The following is a 14,923-nucleotide window of genomic DNA, read 5'->3' as shown; positions in this document are numbered from 1 at the left end:
GCAGCTACTAACAAAAGAGCTCGTCTGGGCTTACCATGACGAGCTCTCTTGCGATGTAGAAAGGTTCTTACTGCCCCGGCTGGTTAAACGGGTTCTGGTTACCTGGCTGGCCGAACTGACCCTGCTGATTCGGCTGGTTCTGTGGCTGGCCAAACTGCGGCTGTTGGGCCGGCTGGTTCTGTGGCTGGCCGAACTGGCCCTGCGGGTTACCCGGCTGGCCGAACTGGTTCGGCTGGTTGTTACCCGGAACGTTCAGCAGCGGGCCGAACTTCACAATCGCCAGCACGCCGAGCGCGATGATCGCCAGGGCGATGATGATTGCCAGGAAGACCGCGAACTTCGGGCCGCCGTCCAAGGTGATGCCAGATGCGAACCCATAATTACTGCTGGCGGACTGAGCTTCCTCCAGTTTGTCCTTTGCCTCTTTGTAGGGACCATTGAAATCAACGATTGTCCAGATGGCCCAGATCAGATGCACCGCGCCACCGGCGATACCCAGGTAGACGGCCACACGCGGCTGGATCTTCAGCCACAACATAACCGCCGCGGCGATCAGCAAGCCCAAGGTCAAGAGCATGAAGAGCACGCCCAGGCCGGTGTTACCGAAATCCTCGGCGAAATCCTTCTTATCGGCATTGTCACTCACCGAGAGCATGCCCCAGCCGTTCACGCCAGCGGTGTACTCATCTCCACTAATTTTGGTCGTAAGACCGACCCACTTGAAGAAGCTGAAGAACAGCACCAGCAGCGCTGCGATGCCCGCCACGCCTGCAGCCAGCTGGTTCCACGCCAGCGACTGCAGGCCCTGCTTCATTGCCTGACCGGCCTGCCCCGGCTGACCCGGCTGGTTCGGCTGGCCAGGCTGACCCGGCTGGCCAAACTGGTTCTGCTGTTGCGGCTGCGGCTGGTTCGGCTGCTGCGAGTACGGATTCTGGCCACCGGGGTTCGGTCCCGGCTGGCCATAAGGGTTCTGGTTGCTCATGGCGAATGCTCTCAATCTTTTCTGCGAATAATTCCTATCTAGGATTCGCCTAATTATTACAGCTTGCTACTGATTAAGCGACCGGAATGGCATTATCGATCAACAACGAAGAATTGGTCGAACGTCACGTTGCTGGCCACCTCGCCGTGTTCGTAGACCTTTAGGTCCTTCTGATTGATCTCGATGCGAGTTCCGCCCCCGACGGGCACGCTGTAGCTGCCGCGGCTCGGGTCTGCGTAGGACATGTCCACGTCCTTCTCGATCGAGTGGCCACCGACATAGCTTCGGTAGTAATAGTCACCGTGCTCCCCGACCTTGCACACCACTACGTAATCGCCGTCGCCATAGGCCGCGTACAGCCACTGGTCGTCAGCATTGCAGTGCGCGGGGCTGCCCTCCCAGCCATAGCTGCTCAACCTATATTCTGGGCTGGAAGATCCACTGCCTCGCGGCTCCTCCGGGGTTGGCTCGTCCTCCGGGGTTGGCTCCGCTTCGCTAGTCTTTTCACGCTCGGTGGTCGTGGCGGGGCTCTCGCTGCTCTTTTTGGACGCCACCGTCTCCGCCGCTACCGGCGATTCCTCACCGTCGCCGCTGTCTTTCCCCATAACTGCCGTGGCCGTCAGCACGCCCGCGACCAGCAGCGCCACCACGGAGATTGCAACGATGGAATACACCCACGGAGAGGTCTTATTCTGCTGCGGAGCCTGCTGCGCAGGATAGTTGGGGTTCCAGTTATTCCAGTTGTTATTACTCATGTGATGTTCCGACCCTAGCGGTCGAGAATATTCATGTTCAGCAGCTTCGGGCCGCTATTGCCCACGCCGAAGAACAATAGGCCCTTCAACTTGCCATTGTTGTCCTCCACGGAGACGAGGTAGAAGTCCTCGTAGCGGTCAACGCTCTCCTCGGTCAAGACAAACCGGGCGAAATCGTTGCTCTTGGTGACTTCTCTGGGCTGGAGAGCCAGGGCGTCAAACTCCTTATTCATGCCCTCGTATCCGCCGTCGTCCAGGTCGAAGTAATCCGAGGCATCGGACATGAATTCCTTGCCGACGTGATCGTCCATCCACATCTGGGTCTCGCCCTTCTTACGCAGATCCAGGAACTCCTGGGAAAGGTTCTTCACCTCTCGCTCGTCTCCGAAGAACCAGCTCACACCCTTGTAGGCCCCAAACAACACCAGGACTGCGAGAAGGGGGACAATAGCCGCCACGGTCAGCGCCAGCTTCGAGGAACGGGCGAACTCGCGCTTCAGCTTGGACGGCTGCTTGGGCTGCTGCGGCTGTTGCTGTGGTTGCTGCGGCTGACCGGGCTGCGGGAACTGTTGGAACTGCTGGGGCTGTGCCTGCCCCTGCGCCGGCACCTGCATCTCACCCAGGTCACGCAGCGCGGCAATGTCGATCTCGGGGGCATTCGGATCGTCCAGGCGGGCATCGTACATGCCGCGCTTCGTCGGATCCGCAATCACCTGGCGCGCCACCTGCAGCTCGTCTTCCCCGCCCGGGTTGGAAGCATTACCCGTGCTCAGGCGCTTATCGATGTCCTCTGCGATGTCCTGAGTGCTTGCGCTCCGGTCGATCCCAAGCGACTCGTACAGGTTGTAGTGCGCCACGGCTTCGGTCAGCTCCCATCCTTAAAATGTCGTTATACAGGCATTTAGCTTAACTTAAATCCCGCAGCTCGTGGTTGAGAGAATCCAATTCGCCCCCGCCGGCCATCTCCAGTGTCAACTGCTCCAGAGTGACCTCGGAATAATCCGCGTCCAGGGTCTGCTCGCCCATGTTCAGCAGCACAAAGTGGCTGCCCACCAGATACGCATGGTGGGGATTGTGGGTAATAAGCACCACGCCTACCCCACCTTCGGCGGCGGACTTGATGAAGCGCAGCACCATGCCGGATTGTTTGACGCCCAGCGCTGCGGTTGGCTCGTCCAGAATGATCACTCGCGCGCCGAAATACACAGCCCGCGCAATGGCCACGACCTGCCTCTGGCCACCGGACAGGTTGGCGATGGGCACCTCGACATCGTCCAGGTGCACTCCCATCTTCTCCAGCTCCTCGGACGCGATGCGGCGCATCTCGTCGGCGCGCAGCAAGCCGAAACGCCCAGTGAGCTCTTGGCCCAAGAAGAAGTTCCGCCACACGGACATCTGTCCGACCACGGCCAAATCCTGGTAGACGGTGGCGATGCCCTTATCCAGGGCATCCTTCGGGCCGTTGAAGTTGACTTCCTCGCCGTCGACCAGAACCTCGCCACTGGTGTGCTTGTGGCGGCCGGCAAGGATCTTGATGAGGGTGGACTTGCCCGCACCATTGTCGCCCAGGATGCAGGTCACCTTGCCGGGGTAGATATCCAGGTCAATGTCCTTCAGCACGTGGACATCGCCATAGTCCTTGTCCACATTGCGGAGGCTGATAATCGGGGTGGCGTCATTAGAAGAAGACATTTAGCTGCGACCTCCCGAAGTGAACTTGGAGACAGAGTTGTTGGTGAGCACCGCAAACAGCAGCATGGCCCCGAGGAAGAACTTGAACCAATCCGGGTTCCAACCTGCGTAGACGATGCCCTGGTTCGTCATGCCAAAGATCAGCGCGCCGATGGCCGTACCGATGGCGGTGCCGCGCCCACCCGTGAGGGCACAGCCGCCGATGACCGCGGCGATGATGTAGAGGAACTCGTTGCCCACACCCTGGCCAGCCTGGATGGAATCGAAGGCGAAGAGATTGTGCATGCCCACGAACCATGCGGCGAAGCCAACGAACATAAACAGGATCACCTTCACTCGGCGTACCGGCACGCCGGTGGCACGAGCGGCCTCGGCATCGCCGCCGACGGCGAAGATCCAGTTACCGAAGCGCGTCTTGAACAGCAGCACGCTGGCCAGAGCCACAAAGAGGAGCCACCAGAAGACGATAGTCTTGACCTCCACGCCGAAGATGTTGATCGAGGAGGCGAAGACGGCCTTGGCGGATTCGAAGCCCTCCATGTCGGCAATCGACGGGGTGGCGACCTGGCCGGTGACCAGCTTCGTAACGGCCAGGTTGATGCCCTGCAGCATCAGGAACGCGGCCAGGGTGATGAGGAACGACGGGATGCCCGTGCGCATCACCATCATTCCGTTGAAGGCGCCGATGGCCAGGGCGATCAGCAGGGAGAGGAATACGCCCACCCAGGAGTTCAGCCAGAAGTTGTAGTTCAGCATTGTGGCGGCCAGTGCGGCGGTGGTGACGGCCACGCCGGAGGATAGGTCGAACTCATCGCCGATCATCAGCAGGCCGACGGCCAGGGAGATGATGCCCATAGTGGAGCTGGCGTACAGCACCGTAGAGAACGCATCGAGGGAGCGGAACGACGGGGCGACGATCATGAACAGTGTGAAGATCAGGACCGCGCCGAGCACCGAGGTGAACTCGGGACGCTTAAGGATACTCATCGCTTTCATCGCAGCCCTTCCTTGGCCGCGTCCGCGATGGTGTCCACGTTGGACTTATCCACGAACGACGGACCGGTCAGCACCGGCTGGCCGCCACCCACGGTGGAGCCGTTGCGCTTGGCCAACCAGAGCGCGTCGATGGCCATGTAGCCCTGCAAGTAAGGCTGCTGGTCCACGGCCCACTCGATGGTGCCATTCTTGATTGCGGCGACGAGCTCCGCGTTGGTGTCGAAGGTGGAGATCTTCGCCTTGGAACCGGCCTGCTCCTTGGCCTGCACGGCCGTCAGCGCGACGGGGGCGACCAGACCCATGACCCAGTCGATGTCCTTCTGCTGCGCCAGCTTGGCCTGCACTGTGGACTGCACGCTGGTCAGATCCATGCCGTTGACGTAGAGGTTCTCCACAGAACCGCCGCCGAGGCCCTTCTTGATGCCCGCGCACCGGGACTCCTGGCTGGGGTTGCCCTGCTCGTGAATGACGCACAGCACCTTCTTGGCGCCGTCCTTCGACAGGCGCTCGCCGGCGCGCTCGCCGGCGACGGACTCGTCCTGGCCGAAGAAGGCGCTGACGTCGTACTTCTTGTAGTGCTCCATGCCGGAGTTCAAGCCGACCACGGGAATGTCCGCCTTCGCCGCGCGCTTCGCCGCCGGCCCCAGAGCCTCCGGGGTGGGCATGGTCAGGGCCAGGCCGTCGACGTTGGAATCGATGGCATTCTGCACCAGGTTCGCCTGGTCAGGTGCCTGCGGGGAGGAGCTGTAGCGGAGCTCCAGGTTGTTCTTCTTGGCAGCATCCTCCGCGCCTGCGCGGACGAGATCCCAGAAGGTATCGCCCGGCGCGCCGTGGCTCACCATCGCCACGGTGTAGCGCGGAGTATCCACTCCCCCGCCGCCGTCGCCGGACGCACCGCCGCGCGGTCGGCCACCGGTCTCCGAGCACGCGGCAAGCGCCGCGCCCGTGCAGATAATCACCAGCATCGCCACCGCGCGGCGGAGGTTGAACTTAATTCCCCAAGAATTCGCCATGCAGAGCATTTTGCCAGTTCACAGGGGCAAAACCCAACCCTAAGCGGGACAACTTAAAGCATTCAGATGCGTCTAGCTGGAGGTTTGGTCGCCTGCTTCGCCATCGCTTTCCTCATCGTCCAGGCTGAGGCCCAGCTCCTCCAGCTCGGCCTTGAGGTTCTCCATAGAAAGCTCAATATCCTGCTGGCCTGCGCCCGCTGCAACACCCGCGCCGTGCGGCTGGCCGTGGCCGTGCAGGCGCTGCATGCCGTTGGAAAACTCGGTGCCCTCCGCGTCGCCTGCGTCCAGGGCATCGTCCGGCAAGTTATTGCCAACCTCGGCGTAGGCCGGATAGATCACGTTGCGCTCGAGGTCCTCGCGCAGCCCCTCGTCGCAGTACGCCACCTGCAGTGCGTTGCTCGTAAGCTCCAGCAGCTGCCACAGCTCCAGGTCGCAGTGCTCGGCCAGCAGCTCGAACTCGCGGGACATCGTGGTGCCGGAAACCAGGCGGTTATCCGTGTTCACGGTGCAGAAGAAGCCCATCTCGTACAGCAGGCCAAACGGATGTTCCGCCACGTCGTCGCAGATACCCGTCTGCGTATTAGAGGTCGGGCAGATCTCCAGGGCGATGCGCTGGTCGCGCATGAAGCGGGCGACCGGACCCAGCTCGATGCCGCTCATGGTGGCATTAAAGTCCTCGTACACACGCACGCCGTGGCCGATACGTCGGGCGCCCTGCGCTAGGGCGTCACGAAGAGAGTCCACACCGGCGGCCTCACCAGCGTGAATGGTGAAAGGAACGAGGTTCTTACGCAACAGGTCGAACGCGGCGGCGTGCTTTGACGGCGGGAAGCCATCCTCGGCGCCGGCGATGTCGAAGCCCACCACGTACCCCTCGCCCGGGGTGTGCTCGCCATAGTTGTCCACCGTGAGCTGGGCGATCTCCTCGGAACGATCCGCGTGGCGCATGGCGCACAGGATCAGGCGCACGTGGATGCGACCGCCGCGCTCGGCGACCAGGCGCTCGCCCTCCTTCACGCCCTGCACCGTGGCCTCAACGACCTGTTGCAGGGAAAGGCCATCGGCCTGGTGCTGCTCGGGGGCGTAGCGCAGCTCGGCGTAGCAAACGTTATCGGCGGCCAGGTCCTCGACGGCCTCGCGGGTGATGCGCACCAGCCCCTCGGCGGTCTGCATGACGGCGGTGGTGTGATCGAAGGTGGTGAGGTAGGTCGGCAGGTCGCCGGAGTTCGCCGCCTCGTAGAACCACTTCTCCAGCTCTACTGGGTCGGTGGTGGGCAGCTCGTAGCCGATCTTCTCGGCAAGCTCGACCAGGGTGGCGGGACGGACGCCACCGTCGAGGTGGTCGTGGAGCTCTACTTTGGGAAGGGACGCGATGATGTCAGAGTCAATCATGTCTAAAGATCCTAGCTGCATTCGCGTCCCACGCTCGCAGCTGGCCGCTAGCGCTTGAAGATCTTGGTGACCAATCCGCCAACGACCACGCCCGCGGCTGCGCCGATGCCAAGCAGACCGGCACGGTTGGCGTCGGCACTACCCGCACGCACCTCCTGGCGCACGCGAATAACGGCGGCCGGCGGTGCATCCGGGCGCAGGTTAGCCAAGGATTCCGGCGTGGTCGCAGCCCACGCGGAGCAGTACAGCAGGATGCGCCAGATGAAGTACATCAGCACCATCACACCGATCACCGGACCGAAGGCCGCGCCGGCGGGGTTGGATAGCGCGTTGGAGAAGAAGATGGTGGCGAACTGCTTGAAGATCTCAAACAGGATCGCGCCGATAACAGCGGCCTTCACCGCGGACTTGCGAGGCACCTTGGTGCGCGGCAGGTAGAGGATCATCCAGAAGAACACGCAGAAGTTAGCGATCAGCGCCACCAGCAGGGCCACGCCGAAGGTGATGTAGCGGATGCCCGGCACGTCTGCCAGCCCGACTGCATCCAGCAGCTGGGTGGTCAGGCCGGAGTTGCCGATGGTGGTGATGGCGAAGGCAGCGATCAGGGAGACCAGCAGGCCGACCAGGCCAATCAGGTCCTTTACCTTGCCGGAGACGAAACCGGAAGGCGTACCGTCGACCTTCCACATCGCGGAAACACCCAGGCGCAGGTGGGCGATCCAGCCCAGTCCGGTCCACAGGGCCAACAGAAGACCGATGGAGAATACGGACTTCCTCTGTTCGATGGACTGCTCGATGATGGTCTGCAGCACATCTCCCATGCTGCCGTCGCCCATGTTGGCGACCCTGTCCATGACGTCGTTCAGCAGCCTCTCGTTGCCCGCCAGGATCATGGCCAGCACGGCCAAGGTCAGCATCATCAGGGGGAAGATCGTCATCACCGAGAAGTAGGTGATGCCGGCGGCGAACTGGTTACCGCCCTGCTCGGAGTACCGATCCTGCATCCGCAGCACGTGATCCAGCCACGGCCACTTGTCGCGGTACTTATCCAGCGGGCCTGGATCGTCCTTGCGGGATCGCTCCACGCCATAGTTATCCAGCTTGCTCTTATCAGGATCGGTGGTCGCCAAAGGGACGGCCCTTCCTTCCGGTCGTCTCGTCTTGAAAGTTCTTCACATTAGTAAAGCACGGCGGGGGCTGCCGTGCTTTGCTGTTTCGCGTTGCTTGTTCCGCGTTATTGCTTCGCTACTGCCTTACTTCCGCCAGGAAGCCCACGCGCTCGTAGACCTGCTCGATGGTCTTCGCCGCGATCTCGCGGGCGCGGTCCGCACCATTTGCGAGGATGCGGTTCAGCTCGGCGGGGTCGGCCATGTACTCGTCGTAGCGCTGGCGCAGCGGGGTGCAAAACGCCTCCAGCACTTCGGCTGTGTCCTTCTTCAGGTCGCCGTAGCCAGAGCCGGCCTTCTGGTAGCCCTCCACCAGTTCGTCGATGCTCTTATCCCCCAGCGCGGACTGGATGACCAGCAGGTTCGATACGCCCGGCTTGTTTTCCTTGTCGTAACGGATTTCGCCGTCATTATCGGTCACTGCCGAGCGGATGCGCTTGGCGGAGACCTTCGGGTCGTCCAGCAGGTTAATCAGGCCCTTGGGGTTGTCCGTGGACTTCGACATCTTGGCCGTCGGGTTCTGCAAGTCGTAGATCTTGGCCGCGCCCTCGGGGATGAAGTCCTCGGGCACCACGAAGGTCTTCTTGTAGCGGGAGTTGAAGCGCTCCGCCAGGTTGCGGGTGAGCTCCAGGTGCTGGCGCTGGTCTTCGCCGACCGGCACCAGGTGCGGGCGGTACAGCAGAATGTCCGCGGCCATGAGCATCGGGTAAGCGTACAGGCCGGAGGTGGTGTTGTCGCCGCCCTGCTTGGCGGACTTGTCCTTAAACTGCGTCATGCGGCGCGCCTCGCCGTCACCGGTGATGCACATCAGCACCCACGCCAGCTGTGCATGCTCCGGCACGTGGGACTGCACGTACAGGGTGGAGCGCTCCGGATCGATGCCCAGCGCCAGCAGCTGTGCCACGCCCGCGAGGGTGCGCTTGCGCAGATCCTTGGGGCTGTAGCCGGGCACGGTGATGGCGTGCTGGTCGGGGATGAAGTAAAAGGTCTCGTAGTCTTCCTGCAACTGGATAAACTGCTTGACTGCTCCCAAGTAGTTGCCCAGGTGATAGGAATCGCTGGTCGGCTGCAGGCCGGAGACGACGCGCTGTTTCTTCGCAGGTTGGTTCATGTTATGTAACCTTACTCGTCGCTGTTGCGGGGTTCTTCGGGTGGGTTTTGTGACGCCTGCTCGTCCCCGTATTCGTACTCTCCCCGATCGACCAGTTCGAACCGGTTTTTCCTTTTGCGCTTCTTTTGCCCGGACTTGTCCTTCGGGGCTTTCGGGGCGCCCACGCTGCGCCGGCGCATCTCACGGCGCTGCACTCCCGCCTTGTTGAGTGCCCACATGGTCAACCGCCCGGCGGGGTCGCGGACGTATTCGCGCTCCTGGTATTCGAAAACTGGCAGGGAAATGCGGTAGAAGATCGCCAGCAGGCGCAGTCCGAAGGCGAAGATCAGACAAATGACGATGACCAGCTGGCTGCCGATGGTCTCGTCCATGTTGAAGTGCAGCATGCCCATGTACATCACCGCCACGAGGATGGCGATGGAGGCGTAGAGTTCCTCGCTGAACACCAGTGGCACCCGGTCGCACAAAACATCGCGCAGCACGCCGCCGAACACGCCCGTCACCACAGAGGAGACCACGACGATTAGGGGGTGGTAGCCCAGCTCCAGCGCCACCTGGGCACCCAGCAGGGCGAAGGTGGAAAGGCCCACCGCGTCGAGCACCAGGAAGATGGTGCGGAAGTAGTCCATCAAGAAGCTGGCCAGCACCGTCACCAGCGCGGCGCCCAGCACGATAGCCAGGAAGATCGGCTCGTCCACCCAGCGCAGCGGGTAATGGCCGAACAGTAAGTCTCGTACCGTGCCGCCGCCGAAGGCGGTCACGGAGGCGATGAGCATGACGCCGAACATGTCCATCCGCTGACGTCCCGCAGCCAAGGCCGCCGTCATTGATTCGGCGGTAAGCCCCAGGACGTAGAGGACGGTCAGCATGCGTACTCCACCAGCACCGGCGAGTGGTCGGACCAGCGTTGGTCGTAGGCCGCGGCCTTATCCACCCAGACATTGTTGGCGGTCAGCGCGCGTTCCAGCATGCCGCGGGTGGCCACCTGTAGGTCAATGCGCCAGCCCGCGTCTGTATCGAAGGCCTGGCCGCGATAGGTCCACCAGGAGTAAGGCCCGGCCTGGTCGGGCAGCACCCGGCGCATCACGTCGAAGTAGTGTGGCTCCTCCACCGCGCCGGCGGCCAGGCGGGCGTTGGCAAGATCCCCCGGCGTGTAGTCCACTGCCCCGAAGAAGTCCCCGGCCACGCCTGCGGGGTTACCGTTGCGGCCGGAATCTTCGGCGTCTGCGACCTGGGTGGCATCGTCCGGGAAGGTGCCTAATAGGGAATCCATGAATGCCCGCTCGTCGGGCAGGAAGCCGGACTTCTTGCGGTTGGTCTTCCAATTCTTCAGGTCCTCGCGGCGGTGGCAGATGTTCCAGTCTCCACCGACTACCAGCTCGGGGTGTCCGGCCTGCTCGGCCTGTGCCGCCCGGTTCTGCAGGTACTCACCGAAGGAATCCAGGAAGCGGTACTTCTCGTCCTGCTTCTCCGTCCCCGCCGAGCCGCTGGGCAGGTACAGGGAGGCCACGCGCACCGGCAGATCCCCGGCGTCCACCGTGGCCTCGATGTAGCGGCCGGAGTCGGCAAACTCCTCGCTTCCTGGACCGTCACCGAAGCCGATCTGCACGTCCCGCAGGGGCAAACGCGACAGGATCGCCACCCCGGCCCGCCCCTTGGCGGCCGCCGGAGCTTGAGCCAGGTGCCACTCGTCCAGAACGGGCTCCAGGGCAGCGCGCGTCTGCTTCTCGTCCGCGCGCACCTCCTGCATCAGCACCACGTCCGCTGGCGTGGCCTCCAGCCACGGCAGGATCCCCCGGTTGTCCTCGTGGCGCACTTTCGCTGCCGCCCGAATTCCATTGACGTTAACCGTCGCAATAGTCAGTGACTTCATGAGTCCCTACCCTACTAACCCTGCCGACTCACCCTTACTTTTCCTTAGAGCTTTAGAACCTACGCCCGGGCGGCTGCGAGCTGACGGCGTCGTAAATAATAGGCAGGAATCCACAGCAGAGCGCCACAGGCGGCCATCGCCGCACCAGCGAGCGCAGGGGTGGAATAACCATAACCAGCGGCGATGACGGCACCGCCGACCGCCGCTCCCGCCGCATTAGCCATGTTCAACGCAGAGTGGTTCAGCGCCGCGGCGAGGGTCTGCGCCTCGCCCGCAACGTCCATCAGGCGGGTCTGCAGGTTCGGTACCAGGGTGGAGCCCAACAGGCCGATCACGCCGAAGTTGATGATGCCCGCCACCGCATTGTGGGACAGGAAGTAAAAGGCGGAAAGGACGACGATCAGGGACAGCAAGGTGCTGAGGATCGCGTACTCCAAGTTCCGGTCGGCCAGCACACCGCCGATATACGTGCCGATGACCATGCCGATGCCGTAGACCATCAGCGGAATCCAGATGAGGTTGGCATTGAAGCCCGCGTTCTCCGTCAGGGTCCAGGAGATATAGGTGTAAACCGCGAACATGCCACCGAAGCCGACGGTGCCGATGGCGAGGGTCATGAGAACCTGCGAGTTCACCAATGCGCCGAGCTCCGTCAGCGGCTTGGTGCGCGGCATCAACGTCATGTGCGGCACCGTGAACCACAGGGCGACGAAGGTGACCACGCCGATGGCCGCGACCATCGCGAAGGCCGCGTTCCACCCGAAGGTGGAGCCCAGCCACTGCGCAATCGGCACACCGATGACGGTGGCAACGGAAAGCCCCATGCCCGTCAGCGCCACCGCCTTACCGCGCTTGCCGTTTGGCGCCATGGACGCGGCGATCAGCGCCGTGACGGAGAAGTACGCGCCGTGTGGGAAGCCCGCGATGAAGCGGGAGAGCATCAGGATCCCATAGGAGTGCGCGAAGACACTCAGGCCGTTGCCGACCACGAAGGCGCCCATCAGCAGCAGCGCCAGGCGCCGGCGCGGGATCGAACCCGTGAGCGTGGTGATCAGCGGGGCGCCGACGACCACGCCCAGCGCGTAGGCGGAAATCACGTGGCCGGCCTGGTCCTCCGAGATGGCGAAGTCCTCCGCGATGAGGTTCAGCAAACCCATCGCCACGAACTCCGTGGTGCCGATGCCGAAACCGCCCAGAGCCATCGCCACCATGGCGATGTAACGGTGGCGGGTGGAGATCTCCGTCTGGCGCGGAACCGGGCGGCGGGAGGGCAACTTTGTAAGTTTCGTTTCGCTCACGGGCATCGCTCGCTTTCATTAGTTGTAGAGACGGGTAAAAGGGCAGGTTGATAGGCGGGTTGACGGGGCTGCGGGAAGTGCGGCGGGTGGGTCGCAAAAGCGCGGCGGGTAGGCGTCAATAAAAATTTTTAAGCTTTAAAACCGAACAGGCCACGCGGTGGGCAATAACCCCGTACCATTCACAGGTTTGATATTTGCCGTATTCTTGGATCGTAAACCACTAAAAGACCAACTGACTAACTAGAGGCTGGGAGACGAACGCCACATGGCAAAGATCATCTACACCCGCACCGACGAAGCCCCACTCTTGGCGACGTATTCTTTGAAGCCGATTGTGGAGGCTTTTGCTTCGACCTCTGGAGTGGATGTGGAGACCCGCGATATTTCGCTGGCCGCCCGCATCCTGGCCGCGTTCTCCGACGTGCTGCCCGAGGAGCAGAAGGTTGACGACGCTCTGGCTGAGCTCGGCGAGCTGGCCAAGACCCCGGATGCGAACATCATCAAGCTGCCGAACATCTCTGCGTCCATCCCGCAGCTGCAGGCAGCCATCGCGGAGCTGCAGAAGGCGGGCTACGACCTGCCGGATTACCCGTCCGAGCCGAAGACCGACGAGGAGCGCGACGCGCAGGCCCGCTACGACTCCGTGAAGGGCTCCGCCGTTAACCCGGTGCTGCGCGAGGGCAACTCCGACCGACGCGCGCCGAAGGCCGTGAAGAACTTCGCCCGCAAGCACCCGCACTCCATGGGCAAGTGGTCGCCGGATTCCAAGACGAACGTCGCGACAATGGAGGCCAACGACTTCCGCCACAACGAGCAGTCGGTCATTATGGACGGCGATGACACGCTGCGCATCCAGCTGGTCAAGCCGAACGGTGAGACGCAGGTGCTGAAGGAAGAGCTGCCGGTGCTGGACAAGGAGATTGTTGACGCCACGGTGATGCGCGCCGAGGCTCTCAGCACTTTCTTCCGGGCTCAGGTGGCTCGCGCGAAGGCGGAGGGCGTGCTGTTCTCCGTACACCTGAAGGCCACGATGATGAAGGTCTCCGACCCGATCATGTTCGGCCACGCAGTGCGCGCATACTTCCACGACGTGTTCGAGCAGTACGGCGACCAGCTGCTGCCGGCAGGCCTGAACGGCGAGAACGGCCTGGGCGCCATCCTGGACGCACTGGATGCGGGCAAGGTAGACAACGCAGCCGAGATCCGCGAAGCCTTCGACAAGGCTCTGGCCGACGGCCCGGATCTGGCGATGGTGAACTCCGACAAGGGCATCACCAACCTGCACGTGCCCTCCGACGTGATTGTGGATGCTTCCATGCCGGCGATGATCCGCACCTCCGGCCAGATGTGGAACAAGAACGACGAGACCGAGGATGCGCTGGCAGTTCTGCCGGATTCCTCCTACGCGGGCATCTACCAGGTCGTTATCGACGACTGCCGCAAGAATGGCGCCTTCGACCCGACCACGATGGGCACTGTGCCGAACGTGGGCCTGATGGCGCAGAAGGCCGAGGAGTACGGCTCCCACGACAAGACCTTCCGCATTGAGGCCGAGGGTCGCGTGCAGGTGCTGAATGGTGCCGGCGACGTGCTGATGGAGCACGAGGTAGCTGCAGGTGACATCTGGCGTGCTTGCCAGGCCAAGGACATCCCGCTGCAGGACTGGGTAAAGCTGGCCGTGAAGCGCGCCGCCGCTACCGGCGCCCCGGCTGTGTTCTGGCTGGATCCGGAGCGCGCACACGACAGGAACGTGCAGAAGCAGGTGGAGACCTACCTGAAGGATCACGACACTGAGGGTCTGGATATCCGCATTCTTCCGCCGGAGGAGGCAATGCAGCTGTCCATCGACCGCATCCGCGCTGGCGAGGATACGATTTCCGTCACCGGCAACGTGCTGCGCGACTACCTGACGGACCTGTTCCCGATCATGGAGCTGGGCACTTCCGCGAAGATGCTTTCCGTGGTTCCGCTGATCGCCGGCGGTGGCCTGTTCGAGACCGGTGCGGGTGGTTCCGCGCCGAAGCACGTGGCCCAGCTGGTGGAGGAGAACCACCTGCGTTGGGATTCCCTGGGTGAGTTCCTGGCGCTGGCGGAGTCTCTGCGCAAGCTGCAGGAGACGGACGATAACCCGCGCACCCCGATCCTGGGCGATGCTCTGGATGCTGCCACCGAGTCCGTGCTGAACGAGTCGAAGTCCCCGTCCCGCAAGGTCGGCGAGATCGACAACCGCGGCTCCCACTTCTACCTGGCGAAGTTCTGGGCTCGCGAGCTGGCTGACCAGACTCGCGATGCTGAGCTGGCGGAGATCTTTAAGCCTGTTGCTGACGCCCTCGAGGCCAACGAGGAGAAGATCTCCCAGGAGCTGCTGGATATTCAGGGTCACGAGGTGGACCTGGGCGGTTACTACTGGCCGAACGATGAGAAGACGAACGCTGTGATGCGCCCGTCCTCGACGTTCAATGAGATCATCGACGGCCTGAACACCAACAAGTAGCCGCCGGGCTGGGTCCCGGCCCGCGATAGCCCCGGCGCTGGTACTTTGCTGCTGGCGCTGGGGTTTTCTTGTGCCTGAGTCCGCCCCACACCCGACTCCGCCTCCACCTCACCCATCCCCGCCATTCCCACCAGCCCCATCCCCGCCATTC

The 14,923-nt window shown here is 62.7% G+C and carries 13 protein-coding genes; 1 reads left to right on the top strand and 12 read right to left on the bottom strand.

Features of this window, described 5'->3' with window-relative positions; translation table 11 throughout:
* Positions 1-67 precede the first annotated feature (67 nt).
* From MHX52_RS05805 to MHX52_RS05750, 12 genes are all read right to left on the bottom strand, one after another.
* On the bottom strand, positions 68-982 hold the full coding sequence (locus MHX52_RS05805) for a hypothetical protein (RefSeq protein WP_049049795.1): 915 nt from the start codon (positions 980-982) through the stop codon (positions 68-70).
* A gap of 92 nt (positions 983-1,074) precedes the next feature.
* On the bottom strand, positions 1,075-1,737 hold the full coding sequence (locus MHX52_RS05800) for a hypothetical protein (protein WP_035004397.1): 663 nt from the start codon (positions 1,735-1,737) through the stop codon (positions 1,075-1,077).
* A 14-nt stretch (positions 1,738-1,751) separates the two neighbouring features.
* Positions 1,752-2,594 (bottom strand): hypothetical protein, encoded by an 843-nt coding sequence (locus MHX52_RS05795; protein WP_049049794.1) that lies wholly within the window; start codon positions 2,592-2,594, stop codon positions 1,752-1,754.
* A 49-nt stretch (positions 2,595-2,643) separates the two neighbouring features.
* Entirely contained in the window at positions 2,644-3,429 is a 786-nt protein-coding gene (locus MHX52_RS05790) for an ATP-binding cassette domain-containing protein (protein ID WP_035004399.1), read from the bottom strand.
* Positions 3,430-4,425, bottom strand: a complete 996-nt coding sequence (locus MHX52_RS05785) for an ABC transporter permease (RefSeq protein ID WP_035004401.1) — start codon at positions 4,423-4,425, stop codon at positions 3,430-3,432. It lies immediately after the preceding gene.
* Entirely contained in the window at positions 4,422-5,447 is a 1,026-nt protein-coding gene (locus MHX52_RS05780; RefSeq protein ID WP_049049793.1) for a sugar ABC transporter substrate-binding protein, read from the bottom strand. Before MHX52_RS05780 ends, MHX52_RS05785 begins: the two co-directional genes overlap by 4 nt.
* A gap of 63 nt (positions 5,448-5,510) precedes the next feature.
* On the bottom strand, positions 5,511-6,830 hold the full coding sequence (locus MHX52_RS05775; protein ID WP_049049792.1) for an adenosine deaminase: 1,320 nt from the start codon (positions 6,828-6,830) through the stop codon (positions 5,511-5,513).
* A gap of 47 nt (positions 6,831-6,877) precedes the next feature.
* The gene (locus tag MHX52_RS05770) at positions 6,878-7,960 is read right to left on the bottom strand and encodes a YhjD/YihY/BrkB family envelope integrity protein (RefSeq protein ID WP_049049791.1); all 1,083 of its coding nucleotides are present in this window, start codon (positions 7,958-7,960) and stop codon (positions 6,878-6,880) included.
* A 115-nt stretch (positions 7,961-8,075) separates the two neighbouring features.
* Positions 8,076-9,107: a tryptophan--tRNA ligase gene (gene trpS, locus MHX52_RS05765; RefSeq protein ID WP_239317082.1), complete on the bottom strand. Its 1,032-nt coding sequence runs from the start codon at positions 9,105-9,107 to the stop codon at positions 8,076-8,078.
* Between the two features lie 11 nt (positions 9,108-9,118).
* Positions 9,119-9,976, bottom strand: a complete 858-nt coding sequence (locus MHX52_RS05760) for a trimeric intracellular cation channel family protein (protein ID WP_239317080.1) — start codon at positions 9,974-9,976, stop codon at positions 9,119-9,121.
* Positions 9,970-10,980, bottom strand: coding sequence for an exodeoxyribonuclease III (locus MHX52_RS05755; protein ID WP_239317077.1), 1,011 nt, complete (start codon positions 10,978-10,980; stop codon positions 9,970-9,972). Before MHX52_RS05755 ends, MHX52_RS05760 begins: the two co-directional genes overlap by 7 nt.
* 59 nt (positions 10,981-11,039) lie before the next feature.
* Entirely contained in the window at positions 11,040-12,284 is a 1,245-nt protein-coding gene (locus tag MHX52_RS05750) for an MFS transporter (protein ID WP_192816331.1), read from the bottom strand.
* A 259-nt stretch (positions 12,285-12,543) separates the two neighbouring features.
* On the opposite strand from MHX52_RS05750, the gene MHX52_RS05745 reads away from it, so the two are divergent.
* Positions 12,544-14,772 carry an NADP-dependent isocitrate dehydrogenase gene (locus MHX52_RS05745; RefSeq protein WP_239317075.1) on the top strand — a complete coding sequence of 743 codons (2,229 nt, stop codon included), beginning with the start codon at positions 12,544-12,546 and terminating at the stop codon, positions 14,770-14,772.
* The last annotated feature ends 151 nt before the right edge of the window (positions 14,773-14,923 follow it).

Source organism: Corynebacterium sp. ACRQJ, from assembly GCF_022346045.1.
GTDB classification, from domain to species: domain Bacteria; phylum Actinomycetota; class Actinomycetes; order Mycobacteriales; family Mycobacteriaceae; genus Corynebacterium; species Corynebacterium evansiae.
This window is presented reverse-complemented; position numbering and strand designations above follow the sequence as displayed.